The 22,965-nt window shown below is 61.3% G+C and carries 21 protein-coding genes; 7 read left to right on the top strand and 14 right to left on the bottom strand.

The features are described 5' to 3' along the window. Positions 1–43: 43 nt before the first annotated feature. The gene (locus KSP9073_RS03100) at positions 44–907 is read right to left on the bottom strand and encodes an SDR family oxidoreductase (RefSeq protein WP_108842016.1); all 864 of its coding nucleotides are present in this window, start codon (positions 905–907) and stop codon (positions 44–46) included. A gap of 286 nt (positions 908–1,193) precedes the next feature. On the opposite strand from KSP9073_RS03100, the gene KSP9073_RS03095 reads away from it, so the two are divergent. Next, positions 1,194–1,970 (top strand): TatD family hydrolase, encoded by a 777-nt coding sequence (locus tag KSP9073_RS03095; protein ID WP_108841470.1) that lies wholly within the window; start codon positions 1,194–1,196, stop codon positions 1,968–1,970. A gap of 480 nt (positions 1,971–2,450) precedes the next feature. On the opposite strand, the gene KSP9073_RS03090 is transcribed toward KSP9073_RS03095, so the two are convergent. Both KSP9073_RS03090 and glsB read right to left on the bottom strand, forming a co-directional pair. Next, complete coding sequence (locus KSP9073_RS03090) at positions 2,451–3,296, bottom strand: SDR family oxidoreductase (protein ID WP_207771393.1); 846 nt, start codon at positions 3,294–3,296, stop codon at positions 2,451–2,453. A 153-nt stretch (positions 3,297–3,449) separates the two neighbouring features. Beyond that, entirely contained in the window at positions 3,450–4,373 is a 924-nt protein-coding gene (glsB, locus tag KSP9073_RS03085) for a glutaminase B (protein WP_108841469.1), read from the bottom strand. A gap of 238 nt (positions 4,374–4,611) precedes the next feature. Here glsB and pyrB point away from each other — a divergent pair, with 238 nt between their 5' ends. Further along, the gene (pyrB, locus tag KSP9073_RS03080) at positions 4,612–5,658 is read left to right on the top strand and encodes an aspartate carbamoyltransferase (RefSeq protein ID WP_108841468.1); all 1,047 of its coding nucleotides are present in this window, start codon (positions 4,612–4,614) and stop codon (positions 5,656–5,658) included. A gap of 27 nt (positions 5,659–5,685) precedes the next feature. Here the strand turns inward: pyrB and ruvX are convergent, their stop codons facing one another. The 3 genes from ruvX to gshB form a co-directional block, all read right to left on the bottom strand. Beyond that, a complete protein-coding gene (gene ruvX / locus KSP9073_RS03075; protein ID WP_108841467.1) occupies positions 5,686–6,153 on the bottom strand; it encodes a Holliday junction resolvase RuvX in 468 nt (155 codons plus the stop codon). Continuing rightward, entirely contained in the window at positions 6,146–6,703 is a 558-nt protein-coding gene (locus KSP9073_RS03070) for a YqgE/AlgH family protein (RefSeq protein ID WP_108842014.1), read from the bottom strand. Before KSP9073_RS03070 ends, ruvX begins: the two co-directional genes overlap by 8 nt. A gap of 152 nt (positions 6,704–6,855) precedes the next feature. Continuing rightward, the gene (gene gshB / locus KSP9073_RS03065; protein WP_108841466.1) at positions 6,856–7,818 is read right to left on the bottom strand and encodes a glutathione synthase; all 963 of its coding nucleotides are present in this window, start codon (positions 7,816–7,818) and stop codon (positions 6,856–6,858) included. 296 nt (positions 7,819–8,114) lie between these two features. Here gshB and KSP9073_RS03060 point away from each other — a divergent pair, with 296 nt between their 5' ends. Beyond that, a complete protein-coding gene (locus KSP9073_RS03060) occupies positions 8,115–9,248 on the top strand; it encodes an alkene reductase (RefSeq protein WP_108841465.1) in 1,134 nt (377 codons plus the stop codon). Between the two features lie 112 nt (positions 9,249–9,360). Here the strand turns inward: KSP9073_RS03060 and poxB are convergent, their stop codons facing one another. The 4 genes from poxB to KSP9073_RS03040 all read right to left on the bottom strand — a co-directional run bounded on the left by poxB (position 9,361) and on the right by KSP9073_RS03040 (position 13,082). Next, positions 9,361–11,106, bottom strand: coding sequence for a ubiquinone-dependent pyruvate dehydrogenase (poxB, locus tag KSP9073_RS03055; protein WP_108841464.1), 1,746 nt, complete (start codon positions 11,104–11,106; stop codon positions 9,361–9,363). A gap of 263 nt (positions 11,107–11,369) precedes the next feature. Beyond that, the gene (locus KSP9073_RS03050) at positions 11,370–12,092 is read right to left on the bottom strand and encodes a 16S rRNA (uracil(1498)-N(3))-methyltransferase (RefSeq protein ID WP_108841463.1); all 723 of its coding nucleotides are present in this window, start codon (positions 12,090–12,092) and stop codon (positions 11,370–11,372) included. Between the two features lie 24 nt (positions 12,093–12,116). Next, positions 12,117–12,584 (bottom strand): protein-export chaperone SecB, encoded by a 468-nt coding sequence (gene secB, locus KSP9073_RS03045; RefSeq protein ID WP_108841462.1) that lies wholly within the window; start codon positions 12,582–12,584, stop codon positions 12,117–12,119. A gap of 75 nt (positions 12,585–12,659) precedes the next feature. Next, positions 12,660–13,082: a rhodanese-like domain-containing protein gene (locus tag KSP9073_RS03040; RefSeq protein WP_108842013.1), complete on the bottom strand. Its 423-nt coding sequence runs from the start codon at positions 13,080–13,082 to the stop codon at positions 12,660–12,662. 282 nt (positions 13,083–13,364) lie between these two features. Between KSP9073_RS03040 and gpmI the strand changes: the two genes are divergently transcribed. The 4 genes from gpmI to KSP9073_RS03020 all read left to right on the top strand — a co-directional run bounded on the left by gpmI (position 13,365) and on the right by KSP9073_RS03020 (position 18,195). Further along, positions 13,365–14,915 (top strand): 2,3-bisphosphoglycerate-independent phosphoglycerate mutase, encoded by a 1,551-nt coding sequence (gene gpmI, locus KSP9073_RS03035; RefSeq protein ID WP_108841461.1) that lies wholly within the window; start codon positions 13,365–13,367, stop codon positions 14,913–14,915. 13 nt (positions 14,916–14,928) lie between these two features. Further along, the gene (locus KSP9073_RS03030; RefSeq protein ID WP_133240972.1) at positions 14,929–16,272 is read left to right on the top strand and encodes a murein hydrolase activator EnvC family protein; all 1,344 of its coding nucleotides are present in this window, start codon (positions 14,929–14,931) and stop codon (positions 16,270–16,272) included. A 72-nt stretch (positions 16,273–16,344) separates the two neighbouring features. Beyond that, positions 16,345–17,874 (top strand): S41 family peptidase, encoded by a 1,530-nt coding sequence (locus KSP9073_RS03025; RefSeq protein ID WP_243409093.1) that lies wholly within the window; start codon positions 16,345–16,347, stop codon positions 17,872–17,874. Between the two features lie 63 nt (positions 17,875–17,937). Continuing rightward, positions 17,938–18,195, top strand: a complete 258-nt coding sequence (locus KSP9073_RS03020) for a hypothetical protein (RefSeq protein WP_133240971.1) — start codon at positions 17,938–17,940, stop codon at positions 18,193–18,195. A gap of 105 nt (positions 18,196–18,300) precedes the next feature. Here KSP9073_RS03020 and KSP9073_RS03015 read toward each other — a convergent pair whose 3' ends face one another. The 4 genes from KSP9073_RS03015 to KSP9073_RS03000 form a co-directional block, all read right to left on the bottom strand. Next, a complete protein-coding gene (locus tag KSP9073_RS03015; protein ID WP_108842011.1) occupies positions 18,301–19,542 on the bottom strand; it encodes a UbiH/UbiF/VisC/COQ6 family ubiquinone biosynthesis hydroxylase in 1,242 nt (413 codons plus the stop codon). 41 nt (positions 19,543–19,583) lie between these two features. Next, entirely contained in the window at positions 19,584–20,780 is a 1,197-nt protein-coding gene (gene ubiH, locus KSP9073_RS03010; RefSeq protein WP_108841458.1) for a 2-octaprenyl-6-methoxyphenyl hydroxylase, read from the bottom strand. Further along, positions 20,777–22,099, bottom strand: coding sequence for a Xaa-Pro aminopeptidase (pepP, locus tag KSP9073_RS03005; RefSeq protein ID WP_108841457.1), 1,323 nt, complete (start codon positions 22,097–22,099; stop codon positions 20,777–20,779). Before pepP ends, ubiH begins: the two co-directional genes overlap by 4 nt. A 98-nt stretch (positions 22,100–22,197) precedes the next feature. Beyond that, positions 22,198–22,821, bottom strand: a complete 624-nt coding sequence (locus tag KSP9073_RS03000) for a UPF0149 family protein (protein ID WP_108841456.1) — start codon at positions 22,819–22,821, stop codon at positions 22,198–22,200. Between the last annotated feature and the right edge of the window lie 144 nt (positions 22,822–22,965).

Raw genomic sequence — 22,965 nt, 5'->3', positions numbered from 1 at the left:
CCGGGGGCCGTTCATGACGGCCCATATGATGGGCGCCGCGCGATCAACCGTTGACGATCATGCCGCCGTTGACGTGGATGGTCTGGCCGGTCACATAGCTGCTGTCGCGGCAGGCCAGATAGACATAGGCCGGGCCCAGCTCGGCCGGCTGTCCGGCGCGCCCCATGGGCGACTGGCTGCCAAAGTCCTCGACCAGACTTTCGTCAAACTGGCCCATGGTAGAGGGAATCAGCGGCGTCCAGATCGGGCCGGGCGCGACCTGATTGACGCGAATGCCGTCACCGACACACATTTTTGACAGTGCGCGGGTAAAGCCTGCATTGGCGCCCTTGGTGGTGGTGTAGGCAAGCAGATTGGCATTACCGGCAAAGGCGTTGACGGAGGTGGTATTGATGACCGCCCCCTTCGTTTCACGCAGATGCGGGATAGCGGCCTTGGCCATGTAGAAGTAGCCGTGAATATTGACGTCAAAGGTGCGCCGCCACTCCTCATCCGAGGTCTCCTCGGGGCGGTCATGCAGCACCTGCTGGGCGGCATTGTTGACCAGCACATCCAGCTTGCCGAAGGTATCAACGGTCTGCTGCACCGCGCTGCGGCAAAAATCGGCATCGGCCACGTCACCGGCGATCAGCAGCGCGCGGCGGCCTTCAGCTTCAATCATCTTCTTCGTGGCTTCGGCGTCCTCGTGTTCATCAAGGTACATGATGGCCACATCGGCACCTTCGCGGGCGAAGTGCACGGCTGCGGCGCGACCGATACCGCTGTCACCGCCGGTAATGATGGCCACCAGGTCCTGCATCTTGGCGCTACCGCGATAATCGGGATGCATGAACTCGGCCGGCGGCGTCATCTCGCCTTCAACGCCGGGCTGGCGGTTCTGCTTCTGCGGGGGAATCTGTTTTGCCATGACGATGGTGCTCCCTGTCATTGCGTGGTCAAGACCACACGTCCATTGATGAACACGGCCACTGGCATCCTGCCGCGGCCGTGCTGCGACGAATGTCTAAAGCGTAGACGTCTCTGCGCACCGTGCAATTCACCCTTCTCTATAGGGCGCTACATCCCGGCGTGACTAAAATGCGGACAGGTTATTCAGTCAGCGTCTGATCTCGTGCGTACTGCACGCCTTAACGTGGACCTGTTCCGGTGTGACAAGCTGACCACGACGTCAACGACAGCAAAGGAGTACCGGCATGACCTCGCCATTTGTGGATACCCACTGCCACTTCGATTTCCCACCGTTTCACGGTGACGAAACACGAAGCCTGCAACTGGCCAGGGAAGCCGGTATCGAAAAGATCATTGCGGTGGGCGTCGCAGCGGATCGCTTTGCCGGGGTGATGGCGCTGGCCGAGCGTTTTGATCCGGTGTATGCCGCGCTTGGCATTCATCCCATGGCAATAAATGATTTTCGCAACGAGCATCTGGCGCAGCTGGAAGCGTGGCTTCAACAGCGCTCCGACAAGCTGGTCGCCATCGGTGAAATCGGGCTGGATCTTTTTATCGACAATCCACAATTTGACCGGCAGGAAGCCCTGCTGGACGCCCAGCTGCGTCTGGCCCGCCAATATGAGTTACCGGTGATCCTGCATTCGCGCCGCACGCACGACAAGCTTGCCATGCATTTGAGGCGCCTCGACCTGCCCAGGCGTGGCGTGGTCCATGGTTTTGCCGGCAGCGAGCAACAGGCGCTGGCCTTTATCAAGGCGGGGTACTTCATTGGCGTGGGCGGGACAATGACCTACGAGCGTGCCACCAAGACCCGGCGCACCCTGGCGCGCCTGCCGCTCTCTTCGCTGCTGCTGGAAACGGATTCACCGGACATGCCCGTACAGGGTTTTCAGGGCGAGCCCAATCGCCCCGAACGGATCAAAAACATCTGGCAGTGCTTGTGCGAGATTCGTGAAGAGCCGCCACAGGAGATTGCCGACACTCTTCGAGACAACACCCATAGGCTGTTTCACCTCTGACTCACCGGGTCACCAGAGGAGGGCCAAGACCGCCATATCGTGACGATCACCGGGAAGATAGCGATGGCAGCGCGTCAGACCGGCCTGCTCTGAAGCCATTATCAAATAAATTACGTAATAATATATCTATTTGATAAAGCAATAATTGATCAAAATTTGACCCGAACAAAAAACAAGCAGTTCTTTTAATTTATGGCATGCCAAAAAAGACTCGTTGGGAAAAATAGCGTCTGGATAAACGGCTGTCACAGCATTTTTGAACTGGAAGTGTCCATGGCAAGTAAAAAACGCCATCGTCTGCGAAGTGAACGGCAATATTGTCGTTCAGTTCGACCGAAACATTCTGGTGGACACATCATTCAATGAGCAGGAACGTATCCGCAATACAGATAAGGGAGCGCCAGCATACGGCATAAAAAAGCCCACGCCATGGGAGATGGCGCGGGCTTGAGGCGATTTAACGTAATTTATGTAATATCGTTACGTATTAAGGATAACGCCGCCATTGAGATGGATGGTCTGGCCATTCATGTAGGAAGATTCCTCACAGGCCAGATAGACATACGCCGGTGCCATCTCGCTGGGCTGGCCCACACGGTTCATGGGGACCTGCCCGCCAAAACCTTTCACCTTTTCTTCATCCATGGTGGCTGGAATCAGCGGTGTCCAGACCGGGCCCGGAGCGACTGCATTGACGCGAATACCACGCTCGACCAGCGACATGGCCATCGAGCGCATGAAGCCCTGAATGGCCCCCTTGGTGGCGGTGTAGTCGATCAGCGTGTCGTTGCCCTTGAAGGCATTGATCGATGACGTCTCGATGATGCTATCGCCTGCCTTCATGTGCGTCAGTGCCTGCTTGACCGTATAGAAATGGCTGAAGATGTTGGTGCGAAAGGTGCGCTCGATCTGCTCATCGGGAATCCGGGTGATATCGTCCCAGTCGTGCTGTTCGGCGGCGTTGTTGACCAGAATGTTGAGCCCGCCCAGCTCACTGACCGTCTTTTCCACGATCTCGCGGCAGAACTCGGGGCTGCCGACATCCCCTCTCATGACCACGCAGCGCTGCCCTTCTGCCTCGACCAGCGCGCGGGTATCCTCGGCGTCGCGGTCTTCTTCAAGGTAGGCAATCGCCACATCAGCGCCTTCCCGGGCGTAATGAACGGCCACTGCGCGACCGATGCCGCTGTCGCCGCCGGTAATCAGTGCGACCTTGCCCTTGAGTTTGCCGGTACCCTGATAGCTGGCCCGAATGTATTCGGGCCTCGGGTTCATGCTGTATTCATCACCCGGCTGTGACTGGGGTGCCTCGGTTGAATTGGCCACTGTTCAAACTCCTTTTGAAACATGGATCAATCTTTACGCCGGGCACGGCCCGGCGCGCGTCTCTCCAAGCGTAGAGCGCCCTGTGAAGCGTTCAAGAAGGGTTTGAAAAAAGACTCGCAGCCATCCATGGGCCTCGGGTCTTTCAGAAGTGACTCAACAGGAAAGCGGTGAAAACACCGACCAGCCGATACGTTCACTGAGCTTTTCCAGCACCGCCATGCCCACCAGCGAATTGCCGCTGGCATTGAGTGCCGGGGACCACACGCAGATGCTGTAGCGCCCCGGCACCACGGCCACAATCCCGCCCCCCACGCCGCTTTTGCCGGGCAGGCCCACACGATAGGCAAAGTTGCCCGCCTCGTCATAAAGCCCGCTGGTGGCCATGATGGCATTGACCTGCTGGGCCTGACGTGGCGTCAGGATGGATTCGCCACTGTGCAGGCAGCGCCCGCTATTGGCCAGAAAGGAAAAGCCGCGCACCAGATCCACGCAACTGGCACTCAGCGCGCAGTGGTGGAAATAGCTTTTGAGCACCTCGTCCACGTCATTGTGAAAGTTGCCAAAGGACTGCATGAGATAGGCCATGGCCGCATTGCGCGCCCGATACTGGTATTCGGAGTCGGCCACGGCCCGGTCAGAGATGATCTGAACATTGTCGGTCAGCCGACGCACCAGATCGCGCATGGACAGAATCGGGGCGGCGTAGCGCGACTGATTGATGTCGGCGATCACCAGCGCGCCGGCATTGATAAAGGGATTGCGTGGGCGCCCCTTCTCGAACTCGAGCTGCACCATCGAGTTGAACGCCTGTCCCGAGGGTTCGTGCCCCAATCGCTCCCAGAGGCTTTCTCCGGCATGCGAGATGGCCTGCACCAGACTGAACACCTTGGAAATGCTCTGAATCGAGAAGGGCGTTTCGGCGTCACCCGCCTGATAGAGCGCGCCATCGGTGCCCAGCATGGCGATGCCGAGCTGATGGGGATCAACGCCTGACAGCGCCGGGATATAACTTGCCACGTGCCCCTGACCGAGCAGCGGGCGTACCTCATCGAGAATGGATTCCAGCAGTGCCTGCATGAGTCATGACCGTCCTGACGCCGGGCTGTCGCCCTGGTGGAAAAAGCGAGCGCAGTGTATCGCGCCGGCCGGTTCGCGCCCATCCTGTCATGTCATCTCCGGCCAGCGAGCTCAAAAAGCGCCATTGCCCTGCCTGCCCCGGTGAAGGGCAAGGGCCTGTCGCGCTACACTAGCGCGCGTTGACGCCCCACAGCGGCTGCTGTGGCGGCTTTGTCCCTCCCAGCCAGAGGCGAGTGCCATGAGTGCCCATCTGTTGTCCGTTGATAATTTGTCCCGCGACTACGTCGATCATCTCTTTCACGTGACGCGACGCATGGAGCCGATCGCCCAGCGCCAGAAGATTACCCGGGTACTGGAGGGGGCCGTGCTGGGCAATCTCTTTTTCGAGGCCAGTACCCGCACGCGCATGAGTTTTCACTCGGCCTTCAGTCGCCTGGGCGGCAGCGTCTGTGACACCACCGGCTTCACCTTCTCCTCGATGGCCAAGGGCGAGTCTCTCTATGACACCAGCCGCGTGATCAGCGGCTATGTCGATGCCATTGTCATGCGCCACCCTGATCTCGGCTCGGTGGCAGAATTTGCCGCGGCTACCCATGTGCCGGTCATCAACGGCGGCGATGGCCCTGGCGAACACCCAAGCCAGGCGCTGCTGGATCTCTACACCATCAACAAGGAGTTCGAGCGGATTGGCAAGGCACTGCCCGGCGCGCACCTGCTGCTGACCGGCGATCTGAAGTACGGACGTACCGTGCATTCGCTGCTGAAGCTTTTGGCCCTTTATCCGCCGATGCAGATCACGCTGGTGTCACCGCCGGGCCTCGAAATGCCGTTCGAGCTGATCGACCGGGCCGAGAATGCCGGCCACCGGGTGCAACAGCGCGATACCCTGCAGGCCGATTACAGCGACGTCGACGTGGTCTATGCCACGCGGATTCAAAAGGAGCGTTTTACCCAGGAGATGGTGGAAGGCTTCAGCCTGTCGAGCGATTTCAGCGTCGACCGCGCCTTTCTGGATCAACGCTGCAGCACCCATACCATCGCGATGCATCCGCTGCCGCGCGACAGCCGCCCCGGCGCCAATGACCTCAACGTGGATTTAAACGGCGACCCGCGACTGGCCATCTTTCGCCAGACCGACAACGGCATTCCGGTGCGCATGGCGATCTTTGCCACGCTCATGGGCGTGGAGGACACCTTTGACCGGAATCTCAGGGACGTGGGCTGGAAGCCGCCGCACCAGGTGGGGGTCGATGATGCGCTGCTGACAAGCGGCCGGAAGGGATAAAGCTGTCCTGCCCGGGTGGCAGGAGACTTACTGGCGGGGCCCGGGCATCTCGAGGCGGGCAACGCCGGCCTGCTGCTCAAACCAGCCGGTGAGGATCAGTTCGGCGGCAATGCCATCGACACCGTGCTCGCGATAGTTGCCGCGATGGCCCTCTTCACGGGCAATGGTCTTGGCCGCACGGGTCGTGCCACGCTCGTCGAACATCTCCAGCGGTTTGCCAAAACGCCCGTGCAGCCGCTTGCCAAACTTGCGCGCCCGCAGGCTCATCTCGGACTCGGTATCGTCCATATTGAGTGGCAGCCCGACCACGAAAACGTCGGGCTGCCACTCCTTGATCAGCCGCCCGATCACGTTCCAGTCAGGCATGCCGTCACGCGCCATCAACGGGTCAAGCGCCGTGGCCGAGCCCAGCAGCTCGTTGCCGACGGCCACGCCAATGCGCCGCACGCCAAAATCAAACGCCAGCACTAGTCGCTGGCCGGGCGTTTCAGCCATGCCCGGCCTCACGCGAGAGCAGATTCAGATCAACCCCCAGATGCCCTGCCGCGGTTTCAAGACGCGCCGGCGCAGGCGTGCGAAAGAGCACTTCATCGCTGGCTTCCACGGTCAGCCAGGTATTGTCCTTGATCTCCTGGGCCAGCTGTTCGGGCTCCCAGCCCACGCACCCCAGACAGACCAGAAACTGCTCAGGGCCCTTGCCGGCCGCAATGGCATGCAGGATGTCCATTGAGGTGGTCAGCGCCCGATTTTCACCGGTGCGAATGCTGGAATCCCAGTGTTCGGGGCTGCCCGAGTGCAGAATAAAACCGCGTTCGCGATGTACCGGACCGCCATCGAGTACTGGCGTATCCAGCGACGTGCACTCGCTGGCATCGATTTCGAGCTGCTCGAAAAGCGCTTCCAGCGTCAGCTCCATGGGCTGATTGAGTTTAAGCCCCAGCGTGCCGTTATCGTCGTGGTCGCAGATGTAAGTCAGCGAGCCCGCAAAGTTTTCATCTTCGAGATGGGGCATCGCCATGAGAAAGTGATCGCGTAAGCCTTGCATGGGCCTCCAGAAAAGTAACGCAGCCACGCGCCCCTGCTGGAAGGCAGAGGCGCGCATCAGTGAGTCATGAGATGACGGCCGCCGTCATCTGTCCGCCGGCGGCGGTGAATGGATGCATGGTAACACTGGCAGGCCGGCGTGACGTCAACACCTCACGAGGGGAAGCGGCGCTCGATGGCATCCATCAGCAGGCCGGCGATATCGGTGCCCTTCTGGGCATCAATTTCACGCACGCAGGTGGGGCTGGTGACGTTGATTTCGGTGATGTAATCCCCGATCACATCCAGGCCGACAAAGATCAGTCCCAGCGACTTGATGGAGTCCTTGACCTGATCAACCAGCCAGTAGTCGCGAGCGGTCAGTTCACGTGCTTCTCCACGGCCGCCGGCGGCCAGATTGCCGCGCACTTCACCGGCAGAGGGAATGCGGGCCAGACCATAGGGCACCGGTTCGCCGTCGATCAGCAGGATGCGGGTATCGCCCTGTTTGATCTCGGGAATATAGCGCTGCGCCATGATCTGCTCGGTGCCGCGCTGGGTCAGCTGCTCGATCACCGCACCGATGTTGCGACCATCAGGGGCGATGTGAAAGATGCCGGTGCCGCCCATGCCATCCAGCGGCTTGAAGATGGTGTCGCCCTGCTCGGCATGAAACTCGCGCAGGACACGGTCGTTGCAGGAGACGACGCTGGGTACCAGACACTGTGGGAACTGCTGGGCATAGAGCTTTTCGTTACAGGTCAAAAGCGCCTGTGTCGGGTTGACCACCAGCACGCCTTCACGCTCGGCAAAGCCCAGAAGGTGGACGGCATTGGTGAAATTGACATCTACCGGCGGGTCCTGACGCATCAGGATCACGTCCATCTCCGACAGCGCTCCGGCCTCGACCTCACCCAGGGTGTAGTAATGCTCCGGGTCGTTTTCGAACACCTCAAGGGTGCGCAGACGCCCCATTGCGCGGCCATCCTTGAGGTAAAGATCACCCGGCTCAAGATAGTAAAGCGTGTGGTCACGCCGGCTGGCCGCCCACAGCATGGCCAGCGTCGAATCCTTTTTCCAGGCAATATTGGCGATGGGGTCCATGACCACCGCAATCTTCAATGCACGTTCACTCATTTAAAACTCCAGAACACGGCCGGGTGATGTTATGGCGGCCATCCATCGCGTCAGTATGACGCAAGCCTCATCCTTCGACCATGGCCGAACCGGCCGGGTGCCTGCAGGCCGGGTTATTCTTTCCAATCGCAGGCATGGTTGAAAACTATCAGGACCGCGTGATTGATCGACTAGACTTTCGTGGAACAGGACAGCGCTGAAACACGGTTTTGCTAAAAACCCGGGTTACTGAACACGTTTTTACTAAACCCGGTTTTATCAAGCACAGTGTCCAGCCGTTTCGCAGAGAGGATTTTATGTCATCACTTTTTGAACGCTTTGACCTCGCCGGTATTCAGCTTGATAACCGGATTGTCATGGCACCCATGACCCGCTCGCGCGCACCGGGAGATATCCCGACCGAGCTGGGGGCGACCTATTACCGCCAGCGCGCCAGCGCCGGGCTGATCATCTCCGAAGGCACGCCGGTATCACGCCAGGGCACGGGCTATCTGTATAACCCGGGCATCTATGGCCCGGACCAGATCGAGGGCTGGAAAAAGGCCACGCGCGCCGTTCACGAGTGCGGCGGGGTCTTCTTCGCCCAGATCTGGCACGTGGGGCGCGTTTCGCACACCTCGGTACAGATCGCAGGCGCCGCTCCGGTCGGCCCGAGCGACAAGCCCGGCGGCATGGCCTTTGGCTATAACGAGCAGGGCACGCCCGACATGCTCAAGGCCAGCACCCCGCGCCGGCTTGAAACTGCTGAGGTGCGCGAGATCGTGCGCGATTTCGCCCAGGCCGCCGTCAATTCGCGCGAGGCAGGCTTTGATGGCGTCGAGATTCACGGGGCCAACGGCTATCTCTTCGAGCAGTTTCTCAATCCCGGCGTCAATGACCGTGATGACCAGTACGGCGGCTCGCGTGAAAACCGCTGTCGCCTGCTGATGGAAGTGGTCGATGAGGTCAGCGCGCTGATCGGTGCCCATCGCGTCGGTGTGCGCCTGTCACCGCATGGCACGCTGTTTGACATGCCGGAGTACGACGACAACGGCGAGACCTATCTGTATCTGGCACGCGAGTTCAACAAGCGCGGACTTTCCTACGTTCACCTGCATGATCAGGGTGGCCAGGGCATGTCGCCGATGCCGCGTGACTATCTCAAGCAGTTTCGTGACACCTACAAGGGCAATCTACTGCTGGCCGGCAACCTGGACCAGGCCGAGGCCGAGACGCTGGTCAATGACGGCACCATCGATCTGCCGGTATTTGGCCGCATCTATACCTCGAACCCGGATCTGGTCGAGCGCATGAAAAACGGCTGGCCGCTGGCCGAGTTTGATCCGTCCACCTTCTACGGTGGCGATGCGCGCGGCTATGTCGACTTCCCGACATATGAGGAAGAACAGCAGCGCAAGGCGCGTCAGGAACTGATCGACAAGAAAGGCTGATCAACAAAAAAGGCTGATCGCCCGAGGGCGATCACGCAAAAAGCCCCGGCAATGCCGGGGCTTTTTTTGTCACGTACAAACAAGTGGGCAAGCACTCACTTTCAATGCATGCCTATTTCTTCCTGCGGCCAAACCGGCTGAGCCAGTTGGTGTCGGCCAGGTCCATCACCTCATCACCGCGCCCGCTCATGACCGCGCGCAGCATATAAAGGCTAAAACCCTTCGCCTGCGCGGCCTCAATGGTCGGCGGCATGGAAAGCTCCTGTTTGGCCACTTTCACATCGACAATGACCGGGCCATCATGGGCAAAGGCTTCCTCGAGCGCGCCATCGAGCTGCTCCGAGCTTGAGACCGTCAGCCCCTTGATCCCGAGCGCCTCGGCCAGACGGGCATAATCGGTGCCGGGCAGATCAGTCACCTCATCCACGTAGCCGGCGGCCTTCATCTCCATGGCCACAAACCCCAGCGTCGAGTTGTTGTAGATAATGACCTTGACCGGCAGTTTCTGCTCGGCAAGCGTGATCAGATCGCCCATCAGCATGTTGATGCCGCCATCACCGGACAGCGAAATCACCTGACGCTCCAGCTGGGCGACCTGGGCCCCCATCGCCTGAGGCATGGCCGTGGCCATGGAGCCATGCATGAACGAGCCGGTCAGATGCCGCTTGCCGTTCATCTTCAGATAGCGCGCCGCCCAGACGGTGGGCGTGCCCACCTCGGCGGTAAACCAGGCATCATCATCAGCCAGCGCGCTGACGCGAGCGGTCAGATACTGCGGATGCAGCGGCTTGCCTTCGGCAGCCGGCACGGCCAGTTCGTCCAGGCCTTCACGCGCTTTTTGATAGTGCTTTTGCGCCTTGTCGAGGAAGGTGCGATCGGTTTTCTCCTCAAGCCGGGGCAGCAGCGCTTCAAGACTGGCCTTCACGTCACCGACCAGCCCCTTGAGCAGCGTGCTGCGCCGGCCCAGATGGCCGGGACGCAGATCAATCTGCACGATGCGCCCGTGCTCCGGGAAGAAATCCCGGTAGGGGAAGCTGGTGCCCAGCATGATCAGGAAATCGCACTCCTTGAGTGCGTGATAGCCCGAGCTGAAGCCGATCAGACCGGTCATGCCCACGTCATAGGGGTTGTCGTATTCAAGATGAGGCTTGCCGCGCAGCGCATGCACGATGGGCGCCTTGAGCCGCTCGGCCAGCGCGATCACTTCATTGTGGGCGCCGGCACAGCCTGCACCGCAAAGCATGGCCACGTTTTTGCTGTCATTGAGAAGCGCTGCAAGCTCATCCAGTTCAGGCGCTGCAGGCACCGTCACGGGCGCAACCGGCGTGCTCCACTGCATCTTTTGTTCGACGGCAGAGGACAGCGCCACGTCTCCAGAGATCACGATCACCGCCACACTCTTTTCCAGAATCGCGGTGCGCATGGCAGTTTCAATCACGCGCTGCGCCTGGGCCGGGTTGGAGATCAGCTCGCAGTAGTCGCTGCACTCCTTGAACAGCTGCTCCGGGTGGGTCTCCTGAAAGTACCCCAGCCCCACTTCGCTTGAGGGGATCTGGGCGGCAATGGCCAGCATCGGCGTGTGCGCTCGTTTGGCTTCGAAAAGCCCGTTGATCAGGTGCGTGTTGCCGGGTCCGCAGGAGCCGGCGCATACGGTCAGGCCACTGCGCGCCTCGGCTTCACCACTGGCGGCAAGGGCCGCCACCTCTTCATGGCGCACACCGCGCCAGGTGATGGTCTCCTGCCGGCGCAGGCTTTCGGTCAAACCGTTGAGCGAATCTCCCGGTAGCCCCCAGATATTTTCCACCCCGGCACGCGAAAGCGTGCGTACCAGCATGTCGGCAACACTATAGTCGGCCATGAAACACTCCCTGTGGTGGCTGACAGAACCGGCAGGCATCCCGCGCCACACGTCATGGCGTGGCGATCGCCGGCCGGCCGATCGTTAAACTTTGGTTCAATAAACCTGGCCGTCATTACAGACGCTCACGGCGATTTCTGCCAATACACAGGCGCTATGGAGGACAGATCAGCTCAGCGGCAGGCCGGAAAACAGAATCGGGTACGCACCGTTGCGGTACGTACCCGAAAACATGAAGACACCATCAGGGGAAGGAACAGCGCTCAGGCAAAATCGCCAAAGCGCGCCTGCAGCAGTGACAGGGCCACAATCGGGGCCGTTTCCATGCGCAGGATGCGTGGCCCGATGATCCAGGAGGTGAATTGATGCGCGTGAGCGGCAGCAACCTCCTGATCGCTCAGGCCCCCTTCAGGGCCGATCAACAGGGCCGCGCCTTCAAAAACGCCATCACTCATGGCCTCGGTGGCGCCGTAGGGATGCAGCACCAGCCTGAGCGGCTCCTGGCGGTCTGCCAGCCAGTCATTGAGTGCCACGGGCGGATGGATGACTGGCACGGTAGCACGGCCACACTGCTCACAGGCATTGACGGCCACGGCCTGCCAGTGATCACGCTTTTTCTGCGCACGCTCAACCTTGAGTCGCACATCACCAAACTCGGTGTAAAGCGGTGTGATGGCGGCAACCCCCAGCTCGACCGACTTCTGGATGGCAAAATCCATCCGATCGCCCTTGCCTACCGCCAGCCCCAGATGCACGGCCAGTGGCGACTCGGGCAGTACCGGCCTGGGCTGCCCAAGTGTGACCTGCACATCGCCGCGCTTTGAGATCGCCGCGATGTGAGCATTCACTTCGCCTCCCTTGCCATCAAACAGCACCAAAGCGTCGCCTTCACGGCGGCGCATAACGCGGGCCACATGGTGGGCTGCGGCGTCAGGCAGTCTTAGCGTGTTGCCGGGCCTGAGCTTCTGAGGTACGTAAATGCGCATAAGGTTACTCGCGACCCTGACGCATCAGGCGTCAGCCTGGGGCGTGCCCTGCTGCTTCTGGGCGTAGATCGCATCAAAGTTGACCGGGGACAGCATCAGTGCCGGGAAGGTGCCGCGTCCGACCAGATTGTCGATGCACTCCCGCGCATAGGGGAACAGCACGTTGGGGCAAAAGGCGCCGAGCGTATGATCAAGCTGGGCATCGCTGAGGCCCGAGATGGCAAAAAGACCGGCCTGCTGAACCTCGGCCAGAAAGGCCGTGGACTCTTCGTCACCGTTGTAGACGTGAGCCGTCACGCGCACGCTGACTTCATAAAGGCCTTCGCTGATCAGCTTGTGGCCGTTGTCGACATCGAGCTTGACCCGCGGCTTGAACTGCTGCTGAAAGATCGCCGGCGAATTGGGCGCCTCAAAGGAGATGTCCTTGACGTAAATGCGCTGCAGCGCGAACTGGATATTGGCCTGCTCACTGGTGGCGTTATTGTCTGACATGCTTGTTTCCCGGTCTGTGAGTAAGTAATCACTACTGCTTTAAACAAGTAACAACTATCGCTTGAAGAGATGATATCAGCGTGTCACAACGGGGAGGCTGTCGGCCACCCACTGTGAATGACCGCCCTTGAGTCGACGGGCGCCACTGTAGCCGGCCTTTTGCAGCTTCGTAACCACGGCGCCGCTGTGCTGGCCCATCTTGTCCACCACGATAATCGGCTTTTCCTTGTGCTTTTCAAGGCGCTGCATGTTGTTGTCGAGCTTGTCAGCGGGCACGTTGATGGCACCGGCGATATGGCCTGCCTTGAATTCCTTGATCTCGCGAATATCAAGGACCATGGCGTCCTCGCGGTTGATCAGGCTGGTCGCCTCACCGCTGCTGACACCGCCGGTCGCACTGCGGCGGGATTCAAAGGCCAGCCAGGCCAGCAATACCACCACAAAGGCGCCTACCAGCAAGGGGTGATTCTGGGCAAACTCCAGCAGCTGATCGATCATGGAAATATCTTGACCCTGGTTGTTTAAAATGGCTCGGCGCGCGGTCATGCCTGGTCTACCCTGCGAGTTCGGGGAAGCCGCTCGGTAGCTGGAATCCGGCGCGCGCCCAGTATACACAAGCACCCGGCCGTCGTCCGTCCCCGATGATCAATGCTGGCATGCACCGGCTGGGTTATGATGACAACCATTTCGACGCCCTGATAGCGCCATCGCTGCGTGACGACACGCCAGCAGCGCAACCCGGTATCGGGGCTTACATGTACGTGTTCTCGAGGCGAAATCATGTCCACATCGCAACCACGTCCCGTCGCCCTGCTGATTCTCGATGGCTATGGCCATAATCCGGAATCGGCCAACAACGCCGTGGCCGCCGCCAATACTCCGGTCATGGATCGGCTACAGGTGGATTACGCTCATACCCTGATCAATACCGACGGTGAAAACGTCGGCCTGCCCGAAGGTCAGATGGGCAATTCCGAGGTCGGCCACATGAACCTCGGCGCCGGGCGTGTCGTCTACCAGAGCCTGACCCGGATCTCGAAGGCCATTCGTGACAACGAGCTGGGCGACAACACCGCCCTGACCGATGCCATCGACCAGGCCATCAGCGATGACCGTGCTGTCCACGTGCTGGGCCTGCTATCACCGGGCGGCGTTCACAGTCATGAAGACCACATTCTGGCGCTGGCCGAACTGGCCCAGGCGCGTGGCGCGAAGCGGGTCTATATCCACGCGTTTCTCGACGGTCGTGACACCGCGCCCCAGAGTGCGCTTGAAAGCCTCCAGCGCGCCGATGGCCTGCTGCGCAAGATGGGCGTGGGCCGTGTCGCCTCGATGATCGGGCGCTTTTATGCCATGGACCGTGACAATCGCTGGGATCGTGTTCAGGCCGCCTGGCAGCTGATGGTCAACGGTGAAGGCGAGCATGTTGAAAGCGATGTCGAAAGCGCCCTGCAGGCCGCCTACGATCGTGATGAAACCGACGAATTCGTCACCGCCACCAGCCTGCGTGACGGTGATAATGACCGGGTCACCATCGAGGATGGCGATGCGGTGCTGTTTGCCAACTTCCGCGCCGACCGCGCCCGTGAAATCGCCCACGCACTGGTCGACCAGGGCTTTGACGGGTTCAAGCGTGATCGCACCCCGAAAACGCATTTCGTCGCCATGACGCAGTACTCTGATGACCTGGGCGTGCCGGTGGCCTTTGCCCCACGCGATCTGCCCAACACTCTGGGCGAATATGTCTCGTCAAAGGGGCTGACCCAGCTGCGCATCGCCGAAACCGAGAAATACGCCCATGTGACGTTTTTCTTCTCCGGCGGGCGCGAAGAGACCTACGAGGGCGAAGAACGCATTCTGGTCGACTCGCCGCGTGACGTGAAAACCTACGATGAAAAGCCCGAAATGAGCGCGGTCGAAGTGACCGACAAGCTGGTCGAGGCCATCGATTCCGGACGCTTTGATCTGGTGGTGTGCAACTACGCCAACGGCGACATGGTCGGCCACAGTGGCGATCTGGCCGCAGCCACAAAGGCCATCGAAGCCGTCGATGAGTGCCTGGGTCGCGTGGTCGAGGCGATCGAGCGCGCCGGCGGTGAATGTCTGGTCACCGCCGATCACGGCAACGCCGAGCAGATGGTGGATCCCGATACCGGCAAGCCGCAGACGGCCCATACCACCTTCCAGGTGCCGCTGGTCTACGTCAGTCAGCGCAAGGCCACGCTGTCGGAAGGCGGGCGCCTTTGCGATATCGCGCCGACGCTGCTGGCCATGATGGGACAGACCCCGCCGGAAGAAATGACCGGTCGCGTGCTGATCGACCACAGCTGATCGGAGCCTTTCGGTGTCATTCACATCACACCGGCCTGCGGGCCGGTTTTGGCTGCTGGCATTGAGCCTGGGACTGGCGGTGCCTGCCGGCGCCGCCAGCCTGGATGCCTCAAAGGCCGAGCTGGACAGTATTCGCCAGAACATCGAGCAGACCCAGCGCCAGCTGGAAAAGACCGATGCCCAGCGCGGCGATGCCCGAGAGGAGCTCGAGCAGGCCGAAAAGGCACTGGCCGAGACCCATCGACGGCTGGAAACGCTACAGCAGGCCCGCAAACAGACCACCGAAGCGCTGAGCACTCTTGATCAGCGCCAGAAAAGCCTGACAGAGCAGCGCGATGCCCAGCAACAGGCGCTGGCCGAGCAGGTCAGAGCGCTTTACAAGCTGGGCGACCAGCCGCGTCTGAAGCTGTTGCTCGATAATCAGGACCCCGGCGAAATCGATCGCTTTCAGCACTATCTCAACAGGCTCAACGACGCCCGGGCCGAAAAGCTTGCCCGCCTTGCGTCGCTCAATCAGGAACTTCAGGACAACCGCACCCAGACCCTTGAGCAGCAGCAGACGCTGGATCAACTCCAGGACGAGCTCAAGAGTCGCCAGCAGACCCTCGATGAACAGCGTCAGGAGCGCGAAAAATCGCTGGCACATGTGGAAGCGCGTTACAAAAGCGGAAAAAGCAACCTGCAGGGGCTTGAGTCCGACCGTGCCGAGGCCGAAAGGATGGTCAGCCGGATCGAACAACAGCTGGCCCGCGCCCGTGAACAGCGTCAGGCGCGCGAACGAGCCGAGCGCGAACAAAAGGCCCGACAGGCAGAGCAGCGCTCGCAGGCACGCCAGGACACGGCTGCAGAGGATGAAGGCCTGTCCAGCGACGAGATGAACGCCAAACCGAAAAATGCCCACAGCGTACCGACCCGGAGTGCAGACCCGGCCCCCGAGCGACGCGCCGAATCACGTCCGACGGTCACCCATCAGGCCGACAGGAGTGCACGCCGCTCAAAATGGCCGGTCAATGGCTCGGTGGTCTCGGGTTACGGCAGCGGCGATGGTCTGAACAAGAATGGCGTATTGATCAGCGCCCCCGCCGGCACCCCGATTTATGCCGCTGCGAAGGGGCAGGTCGTGTTTGCCGACTGGATGCGCGGCTTTGGCTATCTGGTGATCATCGATCATGGTGGCATACTGTCGTTGTATGCTCACCAGCAGCGCCTTGCCGTGAGCCCCGGTGATCGGGTCGAGCGCGGTGCAACACTTGGCTATGTCGGGGATACCGGCGGTCTGTCGCGTCCGGCCCTTTATTTCGAGGTGCGTCGTGGTGGCAAGACCATCAATCCGCAGAGCTGGCTGGCCTCGCGCTAGCACGGCCAACGCATCACCCATTGAAGGTATCGGGCGTCGTGGCGTCCGGCCCACCCTGCTGAAGGAGTTTGCATGTTGATGCGCCATGTCACCTTATCGCTTGCCCTGTCATCTGCCCTGCTGCTGACCCTGCCGGCCACGGCTGCCGAACCGGCCCCGGACAGGGCCTCGGACAAAACGCCGGCCGAAAGCACGCCGGACAGCGCCCCTGTCGCACCAGCCGATACCAGCGGCCGTGACAGCAACGCCAGCGATGACGCCGCCAATGATGGCGAAGGCGAGGCCGCCGCCCAGAGCGGCCTGCCGCTGGAAGACATTCAGGCGCTGGCCCAGGTGTTTGAGCGCATCAAGCAGGCCTATGTGGACGATGTCGATGACAAGACGCTGTTGCGCAACGCCATGCGCGGCATGCTGGAAGGGCTGGACCCGCATTCGAACTATCTCGACGAGGACGCCTTTCGCACCCTGCACGAGATGACCGAAGGCGAGTTCGGTGGCATCGGTATCGAGGTGGGTCAGGAAGACAACCAGCTGATGGTGATCTCGCCGATCGACGATACCCCGGCCTCAAGGGCCGGCCTGCAGCCGAGGGATCTGATTATCGAGATCGACGGCAAGAGCACGGATGGCATGTCGCTTGAGGAAGCGGTCGACATGATGCGTGGTGACCCGGGCAGCAAGATCGACCTGACCCTGCTGCGTGAAGGAGCAGATGCGCCCATCAATGTCAGCCTTGAGCGCGCCAATATCCAGGCCGCCAGCGTCAACTCGCGCATGCTCTCCCCCGGCTACGGCTATCTGCGCATCAGCCAGTTCCAGGAAAACACCGCCGAAGAGACCAGCAAGGCGATCGCGGCACTGAAAAAGCAGGCAGGCGATGACGGTTTGTCCGGTGTGGTGCTGGACCTGCGCAACAACCCCGGCGGGCTGTTGGAAGGCGCCGTCAACGTGTCCGATTTGTTCCTCGACAGCGGTCTGGTGGTCTACACCAAGGGGCGTCTCAAGGACTCTGACATGCAGTTTGAGGCCAACGCCGAGACGGCGCTGCCCAAAACGCCCATGGTGGTGTTGATCAATGGAGGGAGTGCCTCGGCGGCCGAGATCGTGGCCGGCGCCCTGCAGGATCATCATCGCGCCGTGCTGCTGGGTACCGAAAGCTTCGGCAAGGGCTCGGTACAGTCGGTCATGCCGCTGGATGACAATACCGGCATCAAGCTCACCACGGCGCTGTACTACACCCCGGGCGGGCGCTCCATTCAGGCCGAGGGGATCGCACCGGATGTGACCGTGCAGCGCGGCCAGCTGACCCTTGAAAAGGCCGGGTTCGAGATTCGCGAGGCCAATCTGCGCGGCCACCTGCAAAATGCAGGCGGGGAGCGCGAGCAGGACAAAAAGGCACTGCCCGACTCGCCCATCGCTGCCGACGACTATCAGCTGGGCGAGGCGCTCAACCTGCTGCGCGGTATCAACGTGCTTCAGCAGTCCGGCATGCGACGCCACGATGATCAGACACCTGATGATGACCGGACACCAAATGATGACAGGCCTTCAAACAGTGATCGTGCCCCTGCCAATGACACACCGAATGGCACAAACCCGTAAAAAGCGTCTACGATGGGAGGGCATATGAATCACGCCATCCGCCTTGAAAAGGAGAAACACCACATGAAGAAAGGATTGACGATGGGCGCGCTGGCCGCTGCCGTTCTGCTGGCAGCAGGCTGTTCTTCCTCCGGCGGTGCTCCGGAAAACAGCGGCGCCTCGCAAAGTGGCCAGAGCGGCATGTCACAGTCCGGCTCAATGTCCGGCGCCAGCGAAACCCCGACCGGGACAAGCCATGGCAGCCCAATGGGCACCTCGCCGAGCGGCGGCATCGACAGCAACAACGACACCATGCCCAGCAATACCCAGTCCGGCATGTAAGTGATCGCTGCAGGATATACAAAAGGCCCGCCGTTTCGGCGGGCCTTTTGTATATCCTGCAGCGCTGTTTCACGTGAAACACACTGCAGCGCATCAGGACGTTCGTCAGAGCGGTGACGCACGCATGCCCTGCGGCAGATTTTGGCGCTGCCCCATCGCCTGCTCGATCAGCAGTCGCCGCGCCCATGGCCAGCGTCCGGTGGTGGTCAGCCCCTGATTGCGCAGCACCCGCACCAGCGGCCAGCCGACGCCAAAACCGATACGAAAGGCGTCCATGGCCATCAGCATGACCGTGTTGTCACCACGGCGGCGACGCGCGTAGCGCGACAGAATGCGAACATCCCCCAGCGGCGCACCACGCCGTCCGGCACGCCCCAGCTCCTCGGCCAGTACGGCCACATCCATCAGCCCCAGATTGACCCCCTGCCCGGCCAGCGGATGAATGTTGTGCGCAGCATCCCCCACCAGTGCCACGCTGTCATCGACATAGCGTTTGGCATGGCGTTGAATCAATGGAAAGTCGTGGCGCAGACTGACGCGCTCGACACGCCCCAGCCGATGTTCGAAGTCCCGTTCAAGCGCGCGCATGAACGCCTCATCCGTCATGGCCATCAATTCATCGGCAAAGTCGGTATCCGCCGACCAGACAATCGATGACGTTTTCTGATGGCCATCGATACTCAGGGGCAAAAAGGCCAGCGGCCCGGTACTCATGAAGCGCTGGCGTGCCGTGGCCTTGTGATCATGTGCATGCCACACCGTGGCGACCACGGCGCGCTGGCCGGTGGCATATTCACGGTGACCCAGCTCTGCCAGCGCACGAATGCGGGAATTGGCGCCATCGGCACCGACCACAAGGCTGGCCTCAAGCGTGCGACCGTCCTCCAGAGTGAGGCAGCGCCGCTGTTGTTCCACCCCGGAAAGACTTGTGACCCGGGCGCTGGACATGAGGGTGACGTGATCACACTCGCCCAGTGCGTCCAGCAGGGCATCGCGAATCACGCCGTTTTCGATGATATGGCCCAGTACCTCGCAGCCGACTTCTGCAGCGCTGAAATCGATGTGGCCGGTGCCTTCGCCGTCCCATACCGACATATGGCCATAGGGGCTGAGGCGACGACGCACAATGCCGGGCCAGACGCCCAGGGTGGTCAGAAACTGCTGCGAGACCGGCGTGATGGCACTGACGCGGGCATCGATGTCCGAGGCCTGCCATGTGCCCTGAAGGTCGCCACCGTCCAGCAGGGCCACACGATGTCCCTGCCGGCCCAGTGCCAGCGCCAGGGTGGCGCCCACCAGCCCTGCCCCGACAATGGCCATGTCAAACGATGCGGTGTCGAGCTTCATGAAATACTCCATTGGACAATCATGGGTGCCACAAGGCTTGCCTAATGCCGGGCCATGCCCATGGCACGACGAATCAGGGCGCGCTTGAGCGGCGTGGCAAGATTGAAAAGCCCCAGCGCCGCCCCCCGTGCCCTGCCGATGCCGGGCAGTTCGAGGCCGAACAGACGAACCAGCGTATCGCTGGCCTGCATGATCAGGTCTCGATCACTCTGGCGGCGCTGTTCGAAATTCGCCATGGTCAGGGCCTCGCCCGGCGTTCGCCCGGCCTCGAGCGCCGCCTCAATGGCGGCCTCGAGATCCATGACGCCGCGAAGTGCAAGGTTGAACCCCTGACCGGCCACCGGATGGATGGCATGTGCCGCGTTGCCCAGCACCGCCAGATGCGGACGGCTCTGCTCGCGGGCACGCGACATCGACAGGGGATAGACATGGCGTGTGCCCACGCGCTGAAAACGCCCCAGGCGTGTGCCGAGCCGTGACTGCAGCGCCTGCAGGAAGGCGGCATCATCCAGTGCCAGCGTGGCCTCGATCACCTCCGGCGGGCGCGTCCAGATCAGCGCCATGCGACGGTCCTGCAAGGGCAGTAGCGCCATGGCGCCTTCAGAGGTAAACCGTTCAAAGGCCCAGCCATGATGTTCTTTCGCTGTTTCAATGTTGGCGATCAGCGCGTGCTGTTCGTAGTCGTGACGATCGGTGTCGATACCCAGCGAGGCCTTGAGACCGGAGCGGCCGCCATCGGCCAGCACGGTCAGCCCGGCATGGAGCACGCAACCGTTGTCCAGCGTCAGCCGATGACCGTCTACCGCCGGAACAATAGCCTCCACTCGCGCCGGGCAGTGCCAGTCGATCGCCATGCTGGCCAGACGCTCATGAAGCACCTGTCCCAGAAAGGCGTTGGGCAGGACATACCCCAGTGACGGCGTGCCCACTTCCCGACACGACAGATGGGTGCGTCCCATGGCGCCACGCTGACTGACCTCAATGTCATGAATGGGCGCAGTGCGGGTGGCCAGTCGGGACCAGATGCCCATGGCCTCGAAGTGCGCTCTGGAACCATAGGCGATGGCGCTGGAGCGCTCATCAAAGCTCGGCTGGGCACCGCTGGCGCTCAACTCGCTCGCCTCGATGACCGCGACACGAAGTCCATGGCGCTCGATCAACGGCGCCAGCGCCACGGCCAGGCTGGCACCGACCAGCCCGCCGCCGATAATGGCAATGTCTACCGGGGTGTCGCTCATGTCTGTCCTTGTGCCATCAGTGCCTCGATCTCCCGAACCCGTTTGGGGACGCCCTCGGTCAGCATCTCACAACCCTGTGTCGTGACGACCACGTTATCTTCGATGCGAATACCGATGCCGCGCCACTGCTCGGCAATATCAAGGTCATCGGGAATATAGAGCCCGGGCTCGACGGTCAGCACCATGCCGGGCGCCAGCGCCCGTGATGCCCCCTGCACCTGATAGGCACCGACATCGTGCACGTCCAGCCCCAGCCAGTGAGACGTGCCGTGCAGATAAAAGCGCTTGTAGTACCCCTGCTCGACGGCGGTTTCAGCCGGCCCTTCCACGAGCCCCAGCGCCACAAGGCCGGCCGTCAGATCACGCACCACGCCGTCATGAATGCCCTTGAGTGTAGCCCCGGGGCGCACGGCGCGAAGCGCGCGCTGCTGGGCGCCCAGCACGATTTCATAGAGCTGGCGCTGCGGCTCGCTAAAGCGACCGCTGACCGGAAAGGTACGGGTGATATCACCGGCATAGAGATGATATTCGGCGCCGGCATCCACCAGTACCAGATCACCGGCGGCCATCGCCGCATCGTTTTCGGTGTAGTGCAAAATGCAGCCATTGGCGCCGCTGCCCACAATGGTGGAATAGGCAGGCGCGCGTGCGCCTGCCATGACAAAGGCGTGTTCCAGAGTGGCCTGCAGCTGATATTCGAACATGCCGGGCCTGACCGTCTGCATGGCGTGAACGTGAGCGCGGGCAGTAATCTTTCCGGCCTTGCGCATCAGGGCCAGCTCGTCTTCGGATTTGATCAGACGCTGCTCGTGAAGCAGCACGTCGATGTCGGCATAGGCCGATGGTGCCGGCGGCCCACGCCGTTCGCGCGCCTTGAGCCCCTCGCGCATTTTTCCAGCCAGTGACAGCGCCCTGTCATTGCCCAGCGACAGGTAAATGGTCCGGCGCCCTTCCAGCAGATCCAGCAGCTGCTCATCGCGAGCCTCCAGCGGCCAGGCCTCATCGACACCATACCGGGTGACGGCGCGGCGCGGGCCGACCCGTCGGCCCGTCCAGGCTTCGGCGGCCGGGTCGCGCGGCAGGCAAAACAGTACGCTTTCACCGGCCTTTCGGCCGGGCAACAGCAAAAGCCAGGCCTGCGGCTCGGGAAAGCCACAGAGATAGTGAAAGTCGCTGTCCTGGCGAAACGGATACTCACTGTCCTGATTGCGAACCGAAAGCGTGGCCGCCGGAACGAGAATGGCACTGTCCGGTGGCACCTCGGCCATCAGCCGTTGCCGGCGCTTTCGGTACGCCTCACTGGTGATGGAGGCCGGCATACTCTCCTGCTCTGCCTGTGCTACCAAATCCTGTCTCCCGTAACCGCTGTTTCCATGGTGTTTGTGTCCGGCGTCTGTCCACCGCTGACACCTTATGGTCAGTGACGTGTCTCACCGTCGCCGCTCAGGCCCTCTTCCTTCATGCCCTCTTCGAACGACTGCGCCGGCTTTTCGACGTCAGGACGCCCGGGGTGCTGTTCGACATACAGCATCAGCGCTGTCATTCGAGCATGCTCGGTCAGGGCAAACAGGTCGTTTTCGTTTTCACTGTTGTCCTCGATATCGGCATCGATATTCATGAGCTGCTCGATATCGGCCACACCTTCCTGAAGCGGCGTTGACCATGCCTTGCGCTGTTCATGGTCCACTTCGCCGGCCACTTCATGAAAGCCCTGAGACCACAGGGCCAGTGACTGCGCACGCTCGGCCAGCGAGAACAGCTCATCGGGCAGCAGCGGCTCGAAACTCATTTCCTGGGCGTCCAGACGCTCCCTGGCAAGCGTTCGCCATGCCAGTAGGGTTTCACCGTCTTCACGGGTGGCAGGCTCTTCTACACCCAGTGCCGCGCAGATCAGACCCAGCCAGTCTTCGGCACTGATGTCTTCAAGTGCCAGACGCGCGCATAGATAGCCGTCAAAAAAGGCCGGCGACTGCAGGCTGCCATGGGCAAGGAAAATATCGCTGATGGTGGCGAAGTCGAGGGCGTTATCACCGGACGGCATACTGCATCCCTTTACTGGTCGTTCCCGTGGCGGGAATCATGAACTATCGCCCGTGGGCAGCGCGTTGACCGCCCCCGGTCGTCTCTCTATAGTGGTGCTGCGAGTGCAGCGCCATGGCCCGATCGTGAGTTGAACCCTCACTGA

The sequence above is a fragment of the Kushneria phyllosphaerae genome (assembly GCF_900312995.1).
Lineage (GTDB): Bacteria > Pseudomonadota > Gammaproteobacteria > Pseudomonadales > Halomonadaceae > Kushneria > Kushneria phyllosphaerae.
This window is presented reverse-complemented; position numbering and strand designations above follow the sequence as displayed.